This window comes from Pseudoclavibacter sp. 8L (genome assembly GCF_902506465.1).
GTDB lineage: Bacteria > Actinomycetota > Actinomycetes > Actinomycetales > Microbacteriaceae > Pseudoclavibacter.
Genome location: NZ_LR733186.1, coordinates 156755 through 168530, shown reverse-complemented (window position 1 = coordinate 168530; position 11776 = coordinate 156755). Strand labels below are relative to the sequence as shown.

The 11776-nt window shown below is 68.0% G+C and carries 12 protein-coding genes; 8 read left to right on the top strand and 4 right to left on the bottom strand.

What is annotated here, in order from left to right; genetic code table 11:
• Window positions 1-16 precede the first annotated feature (16 nt).
• From glgA to GV007_RS07475, 3 genes are all read left to right on the top strand, one after another.
• Complete coding sequence (gene glgA / locus GV007_RS07485) at window positions 17-1201, top strand: glycogen synthase (protein ID WP_160071736.1); 1185 nt, start codon at window positions 17-19, stop codon at window positions 1199-1201.
• A 50-nt stretch (window positions 1202-1251) separates the two neighbouring features.
• A complete protein-coding gene (locus GV007_RS07480; RefSeq protein ID WP_160071735.1) occupies window positions 1252-2037 on the top strand; it encodes an ABC transporter ATP-binding protein in 786 nt (261 codons plus the stop codon).
• 88 nt (window positions 2038-2125) lie between these two features.
• Window positions 2126-2386, top strand: coding sequence for a type B 50S ribosomal protein L31 (locus GV007_RS07475; protein WP_068481959.1), 261 nt, complete (start codon window positions 2126-2128; stop codon window positions 2384-2386).
• Between the two features lie 84 nt (window positions 2387-2470).
• On the opposite strand, the gene GV007_RS07470 is transcribed toward GV007_RS07475, so the two are convergent.
• On the bottom strand, window positions 2471-3166 hold the full coding sequence (locus GV007_RS07470; RefSeq protein WP_160071734.1) for an exonuclease domain-containing protein: 696 nt from the start codon (window positions 3164-3166) through the stop codon (window positions 2471-2473).
• 105 nt (window positions 3167-3271) lie between these two features.
• Between GV007_RS07470 and GV007_RS07465 the strand changes: the two genes are divergently transcribed.
• Together GV007_RS07465 and GV007_RS07460 are read left to right on the top strand one after the other, a co-directional pair.
• On the top strand, window positions 3272-4183 hold the full coding sequence (locus GV007_RS07465) for an alpha/beta fold hydrolase (protein ID WP_160071733.1): 912 nt from the start codon (window positions 3272-3274) through the stop codon (window positions 4181-4183).
• Window positions 4180-5259, top strand: coding sequence for a glycosyltransferase family 4 protein (locus GV007_RS07460; protein ID WP_160071732.1), 1080 nt, complete (start codon window positions 4180-4182; stop codon window positions 5257-5259). Before GV007_RS07465 ends, GV007_RS07460 begins: the two co-directional genes overlap by 4 nt.
• 34 nt (window positions 5260-5293) lie before the next feature.
• Here GV007_RS07460 and GV007_RS07455 read toward each other — a convergent pair whose 3' ends face one another.
• Window positions 5294-6169: a Sir2 family NAD-dependent protein deacetylase gene (locus GV007_RS07455; RefSeq protein ID WP_236558408.1), complete on the bottom strand. Its 876-nt coding sequence runs from the start codon at window positions 6167-6169 to the stop codon at window positions 5294-5296.
• On the opposite strand from GV007_RS07455, the gene GV007_RS07450 reads away from it, so the two are divergent.
• Entirely contained in the window at window positions 6168-7007 is an 840-nt protein-coding gene (locus tag GV007_RS07450; protein ID WP_160071731.1) for a TrmH family RNA methyltransferase, read from the top strand. The genes GV007_RS07455 and GV007_RS07450 overlap by 2 nt on opposite strands.
• Window positions 7008-7019: 12 nt before the next feature.
• Here the strand turns inward: GV007_RS07450 and GV007_RS07445 are convergent, their stop codons facing one another.
• Entirely contained in the window at window positions 7020-7829 is an 810-nt protein-coding gene (locus GV007_RS07445) for an SGNH/GDSL hydrolase family protein (protein WP_160071730.1), read from the bottom strand.
• A gap of 97 nt (window positions 7830-7926) precedes the next feature.
• On the opposite strand from GV007_RS07445, the gene GV007_RS07440 reads away from it, so the two are divergent.
• Together GV007_RS07440 and GV007_RS07435 are read left to right on the top strand one after the other, a co-directional pair.
• A complete protein-coding gene (locus GV007_RS07440) occupies window positions 7927-9105 on the top strand; it encodes an acyl-CoA dehydrogenase family protein (protein ID WP_160071729.1) in 1179 nt (392 codons plus the stop codon).
• Window positions 9106-9140: 35 nt separating this feature from the next.
• Window positions 9141-10970 (top strand): DEAD/DEAH box helicase, encoded by a 1830-nt coding sequence (locus GV007_RS07435; RefSeq protein ID WP_160071728.1) that lies wholly within the window; start codon window positions 9141-9143, stop codon window positions 10968-10970.
• A gap of 34 nt (window positions 10971-11004) precedes the next feature.
• Here GV007_RS07435 and GV007_RS07430 read toward each other — a convergent pair whose 3' ends face one another.
• The gene (locus GV007_RS07430) at window positions 11005-11706 is read right to left on the bottom strand and encodes a DedA family protein (RefSeq protein WP_160071727.1); all 702 of its coding nucleotides are present in this window, start codon (window positions 11704-11706) and stop codon (window positions 11005-11007) included.
• Between the last annotated feature and the right edge of the window lie 70 nt (window positions 11707-11776).

Genomic DNA, 11776 nt, shown 5'->3' with positions numbered 1-11776 from the left:
TACTACCGTGGAGCCCGTGAGAGTTGATCTGGTAACACGCGAGTATCCACCGGCCGTCTACGGCGGGGCCGGAGTCCACGTCACCGAGCTCGTCAAGGCGATGAGACGCGACATCGACGTCAACGTCCGCTGCTTCGGAGAGGCGCGCGACGAGCAGCAGACCTATGCGTACAACACGCCCCCTGCCCTTCGATCCGCGAACCCCGCTCTCGGCTTCCTCGGCACCGACCTCGAGATCGCGAACGACATCGCGGGTGCCGACCTGGTGCACTCCCACACGTGGTACGCGAACGCCGCGGGCCACGTCGCGAAGCTGCTGCACGGCATCCCGCACGTCATCACAGCGCACAGCCTCGAGCCGCTCCGCCCTTGGAAGGCAGAGCAGCTCGGAGGTGGCTACCGCCTCTCCAGCTGGATCGAGCAGGTCTCATACGAGCACGCAGACCGCATCATCGCCGTGAGCCACGGGATGCGCGCCGACATCCTCCGTGCCTACCCGAACCTCGACCCACAGAAGGTCGAGGTCGTCTACAACGGCATCGACCTCGAGACCTGGCAGCGCGTCGAGGACCCAGAGGCGGCACGTGCGCTCGGCATCGACCCCGACCGCCCCGCTGTCGTCTTCGTCGGCCGCATCACTCGACAGAAGGGGCTCCCGTACTTCCTTCGCGCTGTGCGCGAGCTGCCACCTGAAGTGCAGGTCATCCTGTGCGCCGGCGCCCCGGACACCCCCGAGATCGAGGCAGAGGTCGCTGGGCTCGTCGAGCAGCTGCAGACCGAACGTGATGGCGTCCTCTGGCTCGCGCGCCACCTCAGCAAGCGCGAGATCATGACCGCGCTCTCGGCATCGACGGTCTTCGCCTGCCCATCGATCTACGAGCCGCTCGGCATCGTGAACCTCGAGGCCATGGCCTGCGGCACGGCCGTGGTCGGCACGGCGACTGGCGGCATCCCCGAGGTCGTCGACGACGGAGTGACCGGACGCCTCGTGCCGATCGAGCAGGCAACCGACGGCACGGGAACCCCGCTCGACCCCGACAAGTTCGTCGCCGACCTCGCACGAGTGCTCACCGAGGTCGTCAGCGACCCCGAGACAGCCGCTCGATACGGCAAGGCGGGGCGCGAGCGCGCCGAGCGCGAGTTCACCTGGCGCCGCATCAGCGACGAGACTATCTCCATCTACGAGCAGCTCGTTGGCTGACGCGGTGCGCCGCCGAAGCCAGCGCACGAGCCGCGTCTAGGCTGGGGCATATGGCAACGGTTCTCGAATTCAACGACGCTACGGTCGTTCGCAACGGTCGTCCGATCCTCGACCATGTCACCTGGTCCGTCGATGAGACGCAGCGTTGGGCGGTGCTCGGCCCGAACGGCGCCGGGAAGTCGACGCTCCTCTCGCTCGCCTCGGCGACGCAGCACCCCACATCAGGTGAGGTCGACGTGCTCGGAGAGCGCCTCGGCCGGACCAACGTCTTCGACCTTCGTCCTCGCATCGGCGTTGCGTCGAGCGCGATGGCGAGGCGCATCCCCGAAGACGAGCGGGTCATCGACGTCGCGCTGACAGCCTCCTACGCGGTCACGGGCCGCTGGAACGAGGCCTACGAGGAGATCGACGAGCGCCGCGCGCAGCGGGTCCTCGAGGAATGGAACCTCGGCGAGTTCGCTGAGCGCAGCTTCGGCACGCTCAGTGACGGCGAGCAGAAGCGAACGCTCATCGCACGGGCGATCATGACCGACCCCGAGCTGCTCCTCCTTGACGAGCCAAGCGCATCCCTCGATCTCGGAGCTCGTGAGAATCTCCTCGCTGCGCTTTCAAGCTTCGCGCAGAGCGAGTTCGCGCCTGCGATCGTCATGGTCACGCACCACGTCGAGGAGATCCCAGTGGGCATCACCCACGTGCTCCTGCTCCGCGAAGGCAAGGTCGTCGCAGCCGGCCCGATCTCCGAGGTGCTCACGAGCTCGAACCTCGAGATGACGTTCGGGCTTCCCCTCCACGTCACCAACGCTCAAGGCCGGTACGCCGCCCGCGCGTCGAACTGACACCCACGGGCTCCTATCTGCTAAAGTTGTCCTTTGGCTCAGGACCCGTGGTCCGATTCTGCTCACCAAACTCGTTGAAGGAACCCTTATGAAGGCTGACGTCCACCCCACCTACAACACGGTGGTGTTCAACGACCTCGCATCGGGGGAGAAGTTCCTCACCCGTTCCACGGTCTCGAGCGCCAAGACGATCGAATGGGAAGACGGCAACACGTACCCAGTCATCGACGTCGAGATCTCCAGCGCCTCGCACCCGTTCTACACGGGCAAGCAGCGCATCATGGACTCCGCAGGTCGTGTTGAGAAGTTCAAGAACCGCTACGCCAAGTTCGGCGGCGGCAGCAAGTAGTTCATTGCTCCACGAAAGGGCGGCACCGTTTCGGTGCCGCCCTTTCGTGCGTCTGCAGGAAGCCTCACCGAGGCCCACCGCCGGTCAGGGAGTGCTGCGCACCGGCCAAGCGCCGTCGGCGGTGAAGTCCGGGTCTCGATTCGCGCGCATGTACGCCTCGAAGTCCCTGGCCTGGTCCGCCGCCCACGTGACCTGCTTCGTGTGCAGCTCCTGAAGCGGCAGCCCGAGTTCCGCGGGATACTTGGCCGCCAGTGCGAGCGCCAGCTGGCCCGCCGCGACGGCATCGTCACCCGCGGAATGCGCGTCGATCAGCTCGACGCCATAGAAGAGGGCGGTGTCGGTGAGCGTGCGCTTGCCCTTGCGGTATTTGTCGAGCGCCCGGTCGATGACCAGCGGGTCGACGACCTGCTCGGCGAAGACGACCTGTTCCAGGCTGTGGCGGGCGCACTCCCGAGCGAACAGGGTGAGGTCGTACGGCGCGTTGTAGATGACCAGCGGAACTCGGTGCCGGGCGATCCAGTCGAGCGCGGCCCGTAGCTCCCCGACGACCTCACCTGCCGGCCGCCCCTCGGACTGGGCGATCTCCGTGGTGATGCCGTGAACGGCAGCCGCTCGCTCGGGGATGGGGATGCCCGGGTCCGCGAGCCAGTCCGTGCCGCGCTCGATCGTGCCATCGCCGTCGATGAGCCCGACGAACGCCGTCACGATCCGGTCGTTCTCGACATCGATGCCGGTCGTCTCGAGATCGAACACCGCGATCCGCTTCGTCCACTCGGTCATTGCTTCCTCATCCCGCCTCGACGTCATCTTGCAGGCACCTCCACCGTGCGTCGCACGGGAGCGCCTGAGCACAGCTTCCCGCCCTGCTCGGTACACTCTTGCACGATGCCTTCCTCCGCTCTCGCAGCCACTCCCGAGTCCCCGTCGCTCGCCCGCACAGCGCGTGTCCTTGGCTCAGAATGCGCGTGGTGGGAGATCGGCCCATCGGCCGACGACGCCCGCGCGACGGCCGTGCTGGTCCACGGCTTCCGCGGCACCCACCACGGGCTCCTCCCCGTCGTGGAACGACTCCCGGACGTTCGCTTCCTCGCACCAGACCTGCCCGGTTTCGGGGAGTCGCAGCCGCTCGGAGGCGGACACACGCTCGACGACTACTCGACCTGGCTCGAGGCGTTCCTCCAGCAGGTCGACCCGGACGGGACCGCCATCGTCCTCGGCCATTCGTTCGGCTCGCTCGTGATCTCCCGGCGCCCCGCCGCGATCGGCGATCGGCGCCTCGTGCTCGTCAACCCCATCGCCGCGCCCGCCCTGGAAGGCCAGCAGGCGATCCTCACGAAGCTCGCGATCTTCTACTACTGGCTCGGCTCGAAGCTGCCAGAACGGGCGGGCAGGGTGCTGCTGTCCCATCCGCTCATCACACGTGTCATGAGCGAGGTGATGGCCAAGACCACCTCGAAGCCGCTTCGAGCCTGGATCCATGCCGAGCATGAACGGCACTTCTCTGACTTCTCCGACCGCGACACGCTCCTCGCCGCGTTCCGTGCATCCGTCTCCGACTCGGTCCTCGCACATGCACACGAGCTGCCAGCGTCCACCGCGCTCATCGCAGGCGCGCTCGACGACATCGCACCGCTCGAAGCCCAGCTCGAACTCGCCAGGCTCGCCGGGCTACCGCTGCACGTGATCGCTGGAACGGGTCACCTCGTGCACTACGAGACGCCGATCGCAGCCGCCCGCCTGCTCTCCGAGTTCATCGACGAGAACTCCACATCCGACGACTCGGAGCACAGCCGGTGAAGCTGCTCTTCGACTGCAGGTACGTCCGGATCGACCGACACGACGGCATATCCAGGTACTCGGCTGAGCTCGTGCGTGCGCTCTCCGAACTGCACCCGGTCACCATGCTCATCTCCGACGAACGACAGCTGCCCATGCTGCCGGACCTTCCGCACGCGCTGATCAGCGCGCCGACGTCGCCAGCGGAGCCGTTCGTCGCGAGGCAGATCAATGCGCTGCGCCCCGACGTGGTCGTGAGCCCCATGCAGACCATGGGCTCGCTCGGGCGCCACTACGGGCTCATCCTCACGATCCACGACCTCATCTACTACGAGCACCCGAAGCCGCCGCAGTTCCTCCCCTGGTACGTGCGCGCGCTGTGGCGGGTCTACCACCTGTCCTTCTGGCCGCAGCGGCTCCTCCTCGCGGGTGCGGACCAGGTCGCGGTGGTCTCGGCGACGACCCGCGAACTCCTCGAGTCCAAGAAGCTCACCCGCCGCCCCATCCCACTCGTGCCCAACGCGCCAGATCCCGCGTTCGCAGCGCCAGCGAGGTCCGAGCCGCCAAGCGATCCCAACCTCATCTACATGGGCTCCTTCATGCCGTACAAGAACGTCGAGACGCTGGCGCGCGCCATGCGCGACCTGCCTGGCTGGCGACTCCACCTCTGCTCGAAGGCGGATGCGCGCACCCTGGCGGCGCTCGAGGATCTCGCCCCCACGGGTTCGATCGTCGCTCACCAGGGAGTGAGCGACGACGAGTACCGTGCGCTCCTCGGCAACGCCACCGCCCTCGTGACCGCGTCGAAGAGCGAGGGCTTCGGGCTGCCGCTCGTGGAAGCCATGTCCGCCGGCACACCCATTCTCGTGAGCGACACCCCGATCTTCCGCGAGGTCGGGGGAGCGGCAGCCGGGTACTTCCCGGCCGACGACGCGGCGCTGCTCGCGACGAAGGCGAGGCAGCTCGACGGCAGCACGGAGGCGTGGGCCTTCGCTTCAGCCGCTGGCGTGGCCAGGGCCGCCGAGTACGCGTGGGAGCGATCCGCCGCCTCGCTGCTCAACGCCTGCCGTGAGGTGGCAGCGCACCGACAGCGCTGACGGCTTCTGGCCGGTCTCCGAGTCCGGGGCCAGCCTAGGAATTCGAGGTGAGCCGGGCCGCGAGGTCGGCGAGCGACTCTGAGGTGCCGCCGTCGACATAGACGAAGGCCAGGTGCTCGATCGCAGCCCCGCCACGGTTGAACAGCACGACCGGCTTGCCTGCCGCCACGGCACGATGCACGAGCCTTCGTCCCGTGTTGACGACCAGCGATGTGCCGGCGACGAGGAGCGCGTCGGATTCGTCGACGAGGTTGCGGGCACGCTCGGCGACCTCGGGACGAACGACGTCACCGAACATCACGACGTCTGGTTGCAGGATGCCCCCGCAGACCGGGCAGCTCGGGAGCTCCTCGATCTCCGCTCCGCTCGCCTCAGCGTCACCGTCTGGTCGGCTGCTCGCGTCGGCCGCCAGCTCGGCGATGCCGGGGGAGGACTCGATGATGGCGGCGAGGAGCGAAGCTCGTGAGACCTCATGCCCGCACTGCGTGCAGCTCGCGGTGCGCATGCTGCCGTGGAGCTCGACGACGTTGCGGCTGCCTGCCCGGAGGTGGAGGCCATCGACGTTCTGCGTGGCGACCCCCGTCGCGGCGCCGTGTCGCTCGAGCTCGGCGAGCGCCAGGTGGCCCGCGTTGGGCTCTGCTCCGGAGAAACGCGCCGCACCGAGCGCAGCGCCGGCCCAGTAGCGCCTGCGCGTCGACTCATCGGACATGAACTGCTGGATCGTCATGGGCGAGATCCGTGGCGCCTTGCCGTCCCCGCGGTAGTCGGGGATGCCCGAATCCGTCGAGAGCCCGGCGCCGGTGAGCACCGCGAACGCCCGATCCGCCAGCACATCCGCGGCACGTGCAAGACCCTCAGCTCGCGACCGCTCCGCCATGGCACCGCCCGCTTCTGACAGGATTGCCTCCATGCGCCTGACCCCTCTCCAGTCGACCGATTGGCCACGTGCGGCCCCATCCGTCCGTTCACTCGAACATTCTGGACTCGACGACTATTCCCGCCTGACCGACGTGGCCCTCCGCCGTCGCCTCGAGCCGGAAGGGGGCCTGTACCTCGCCGAATCGCCGAAGGTCATCGAGCGGGCGCTGCGGGCAGGCCACACGCCCCGTTCCGTGCTCCTCATGGAGCAGTGGCTCCCGACCGTCGAGCCGCTGCTCGAGGCGTTCCCCGACGTACCCGTGTACGTCGGTTCCAGCGAGCAGCTCGAGCAGCTCACCGGCTTCCGCATGCACCGGGGAGCCCTGGCCTCGATGCACAGGCCCCCGCTGCTCGACCCCGCAGACCTGCTCGCGACGGCGAAGACCGTCGTCGTGCTCGAGGATCTCGTCGATCACACGAACGTCGGCGCGGTGTTCCGGGCCGCTGCCGGTCTCGGGGCCGACGCGGTGCTCGTCACCCAGGAATGCGCCGATCCCCTCTACCGGCGCAGTGTGCGCGTCAGCATGGGCACCGTCTTCCAGGTGCCGTGGACCCGGCTGCCGGTGTGGCAGGAGGCTGCCACCCTGTTCGCCGACGCTGGCTTCGACGTCGCAGCGCTCGCCCTGGACGATGACGCGGTCTCGCTCCGCGACTACGCCGCGAACCGGCCCGAGCGCGTCGCGATCATGCTCGGCACGGAAGGGGACGGCCTGAGCCGCGGCGCCCTCAGCGCTGCGACGACGACCGTGACGATTCCGATGCTCCATGGCGTCGACTCGCTCAACGTCGCTGCGGCGAGTGCCGTCGCGCTCTACGCGCTCACCGGATAGGGCGCTACGCGCTCACCGGAGAGGAGAGTCGACGTCGGTGCCGAAGGAGAAGGGCTCGGCGAACGGACGCTTGGCGATCACGTTGTCGCCCGATGACTCGTTCCTGAGTCGCCGCAGCACCCAGGGAACGAGGTGCTGTCTCGCCCACACCATGTCCTGGGCGCGGGCCTCGCGCCATCGCGAGGGACGAGCCGGTGCAGGCTGCATCGCCACGAGCTCGTTCTCGACGTTCAACGCGGCGAGCACCATGCGAGCCACCTCGTGGTGCCCGTAGGCGTTGAGGTGCAGGCGGTCGCTGACCCACATGCTCGGGCGTTGGATGGAGCGAAGAGCCCACTGATCGGCGACGATGCAGTCGTGATATTCGGCAATCCCGCGGATGTGCTCGTTGTAGATGGCGATCTTGCCGCGCATCGAGGAGAACACCGGCGCGAACTTCGTGTCCACTCCGGTGAACACCACGACGGTGGCACCGCTGGCACGCAGCGAGCCGACGAGGCGCGAGAACCGGGCGGCGATCGCGTCCGGGTCGGCGCCGGGGCGGATGATGTCGTTGCCACCTGCCGAGACCGTCACGAGGTCGGGCTTCAGCTCGAGCGCCGGTTCGAGCTGCTCCACCACGATCTGATCCAGCAGTCGGCCGCGGATGGCCAGGTTCGCGTAGGCGAAGTCGGAGCGGTGTGCGGCAAGTTCCTCTGCCACACGATCGGCCCAGCCGCGGAGACCGCCGGGAGCGGTCGGTTCAGGGTCGCCGACACCCTCGGTGAAGGAATCGCCGATCGCCACGTAGCGGCTCCAGGGTATGAGTTCGGGTTCTGACATCTCGCCGTTTCTCTCCTCGATCGGAACTGAAGACTAGACCGTCACGGACGCTGCCGTGGTCATCGAGGTCGAAGCCGTGACGAGTACCGTGGTGGGCATGCCAGCTTCAGACCCGAGAACCATTTTGGCCGATGACCTGCTCGAGGTGCTCAATCAGCGCGCGAGCCGCCACGACGCGGAGAACTCCTTCCCCGCGGACGACCTCGAGGCACTCCGCGAGATCGGCTACCTGCGGCTGCTGGTTCCGCGCGACTTCGGCGGCACAGGGGCATCTCTCGAGCAGGCCGTGCGATGCCAGGCGCGCCTCGCGGCCGCGGCTCCAGCGACGGCGCTCGCCGTGAACATGCACCATGTGGTCGCCGGCATCGCCCGCGCGAGGCACGAGGCGGGCGATGCCGGCCTCGATTGGATGCTGCGCGAGATCGTCGCGGGGGAGACCTACGCGCTCGCCATCTCCGAGATCGGCAACGACGCCGTCCTCTACGACTCGAATGTCCGGGCCGAGCCGGAGGCCGACGGCGGCTACCGGCTGCACGGGATGAAGATCTTCACCTCGCTCTCTCCGGTCTGGACGAGCCTCGTGACCTTCGGCCGCGACGACACGGGAGCGGAGCCGAGCCTGGTCCACGGAGTGCTGCGACGCGGCGACGACGGCGTGCGCATCCACGATGACTGGGACACGCTCGGCATGCGGGCGACGCAGAGCTGCTCCACCTCCCTGGACGGTGCGCTCATCCCCGCCGAGCGCGTCATCGCTCGGCTCCCGGTCGGACCGAGCAGCGAACCGCACATCTTCGCCGTTCACTCGAACTTCCTGCTCCTCGTCGCCGCATGCTACGTCGGGATCGGCGACCGCGCGCTCGAGCTGGCGATCGAGGCCGCCGAGCACCGGACGAGCTCGACGCAGAGCGGGATCCGTCTCGCTGACGACGTTCAGGTTCGAGAGGAAATCGCCAGGATGAGCATCCGACAGCTCGCAGCGCGTACCCTCGTTGAGTCCATCGCTCGCGATGTCGACGAGGGGGCGCCTCACGGCGACGCCTGGTTCGCTCGCCTGACGATGGCGAAGTACGAGGCGGTGGCCGCCGCGGCGACCACGACGCAGGACGCGCTCGGGATTGTCGGCGGTAGCGGCTACCGTTCCGGACATGAGCTCGCGCGACTGCTGCGAGACGTGCTCGCAGGCGGTTTGCACCCGTCGAACGAGCGAGCCGTGCGCCGGCTGCACGCCAGCCATCGACTCGGACCAATCCAAGACCCACCCGCACGGCGCTGACCGGGCGACTGCCCTGAGAGGAACTCGACGCAGCTATGACCGAACGCGAAGCCGTCCAGGAAGCTCAACCCTCCAGCCACGACGGCTCCCGCTACGGTCACCAGGTCGGCACCTTCGCCGCCGAGCACCTCTCTCCATCCTTCCCGCAGCGTGCGCCATGGGGCACCGCCGGAAGGCTGCGCGCCTGGCAGGCTGAGGCGCTCGACGTCTACTTCGAGTCCGAGCCTCGAGACTTCCTCGCCTCTGCGACGCCAGGTGCCGGCAAGACGACCTTCGCCCTGCGACTTGCGACCGAGCTCCTCCAGCGCCGCTCCGTCGATCGCATCACGATCGTCGCGCCCACCGACCACCTCAAGACGCAGTGGGCGGAGGCTGCCGCCCGAGTCGGCATCCGCATCGACCCGCGCTACGGCAACAACCAGGGCATCCACTCGCGTCAGTTCCACGGCGTGGCCGTGACCTACGCCCAGGTCGCCATGAAGCCGAGCGTCCACAGCCACCTGACCGCCTCAGGACGCACACTCGTCATCCTCGACGAGGTGCACCATGGCGGAGATGCGCTGAGCTGGGGAGATGCGATCCGCGAGGCCTTCGGGCACGCCGACCGCCGCCTCTCACTCACGGGAACCCCGTTCCGCTCCGACTCCGCGCCGATCCCATTCGTCACCTACGCGCCGAACGAGGACGGCATCCGCACGTCGCTCACCGACTACTCCTACGGGTACGGCCGGGCGCTCGAGGACGGCGTCGTCCGCCCAGTGCTCTTCATGTCCTACGCCGGCAACGTGCGGTGGCGGGACACGCAGGGTGAGGAGATGTCAGCGGGCCTCGCGGAAGACAACACGAAGGACATCGTCTCCCAGGCATGGCGCACTGCCCTCGACCACGAAGGGCAGTGGATCCCGCAGGTCCTCCAAGCGGCCGACCAGCGCCTCAGCGAGGTCCGCCAGGAAGTCCCCGATGCCGGCGGCCTCGTCATCGCGACCGATCACGCGGCGGCGAAGGGCTACGCGGCGATCCTGAAGACCATCACCGGAACGAAGCCCGCGCTCATCCTCTCCGACGACAAGGGCGCGTCCGACCGCATCACAGAATTCTCCGCGAGCGACGAGCGGTGGATGGTCGCTGTCCGAATGGTGTCAGAGGGCGTCGACGTGCCCCGGCTCGCGGTGGGCGTCTACGCGACCAACGCATCGACGCCGATGTTCTTCGCGCAGGCCATCGGCCGCTTCGTCCGCGCCCGCAAGAAGGGCGAGACCGCGACGGTCTTCGTGCCGAGCGTGCCGCAGCTCACGAAACTCGCGCACGCGCTGGAGATGGAGCGCAACCACGCGCTTGATCGGCTCGCCGACGCCGACGACTCCCGCGCTCCGGAAGAAGACATGATGGCCGCCGCAGAGCGGCCGGACAAGACCTCGGACGAGCTCGGGAAGTTCACGTTCGAGGCCATCTCGAGCGAGGCGCTGTTCGACAAGGTCCTCTACGACGGCGGTGACTTCGGTTACGCGGCCGAAGTCGGCAGCGAGGAGGAGCTGGAGTTCCTCGGGCTGCCCGGCATCCTCGACGCCGACCAGGTGCGGTCGGTGCTGTCCCAGCGACAGGCGAAGCAGGGGCGCATCCAGGAGTCGCGCGTCAAAGCCGGCCCGCCGGCTCCTGCACCGCCCCAGGCTCTGCACCGCACCCTGAAGGAGCAGCGCACGCTGCTCAACAGCCTCGTGTCGGTCTACGCCAAGCAATCGGGGGAGCCCCACGGCATCGTCCACGCGGAGCTGCGCCGCAGCTGCGGGGGGCCAGCGGTGGGACAGGCGACGGTGTCGCAGATCCAGGCCCGTATCGACGTGCTCCGGCGGCGCATGCGCTCGTGAGCCGTCAGCGGTCAGCCGACCTGAGCGCGCGCCTTCAGGCCGAGTGGCCGCCGCGGTGCACCCGCCCGCGGATCTTCACGACCAGGAACCAGATGATCGCGCCTCCCACGAGCGCATACACGAGGTACTTCAGCGCGTCTGCGTAGATGAGGATCTGCTCCCAGGAATCGCCGAGCAGGTAGCCGGCCATGACGAACACGGTGTTCCAGATCGCGGAGCCGGCGAGCGTCAGCAGGCCGAACTGCAGCGCGGGCATCCGCTCGATGCCGGCCGGTATCGAGATCAGACTCCGGAAGATCGGCAGGAACCGGCCGAAGAACACGGCCTTCTTGCCGTGCTTCTTGAACCAGTTGGTCGTCTTGACGACGTCGGCCGCGTCGACGAGTGGGATCTTCCGAGCGAGCCACACCATGCGGTTGTGTCCGAGCCAGCGACCGAGCCAGTAGAGGGCATAGGCGCCGACCACCGAGCCGATCGTGGTCCAGATGATCGCCTCGAGCACGGAGAACTTGCCCTGGTGCGCGGCCAAGCCTGCCAGCGGGAGGATGATCTCAGAGGGGATAGGCGGGAACAGATTCTCCAGCGCGACGGCGATGCCGGCGCCGGGAGCTCCGATGGTTCCCATGATCTCGATCGCCCAATCGGAGATGACCCCGAAGATGCCGCCCGTTGCCTCATCGACGGCGCCCCCTCCTGAGCTTGCGGCGTTCAGGAGTGTCGTGGCGAGGCCAGGCATGGTTCGAGGAGGTCCTTCTCGGTCTGGGAGCGTGGAGGCAGTTCATGCGCCAATCGCTCGTCACAGTGCT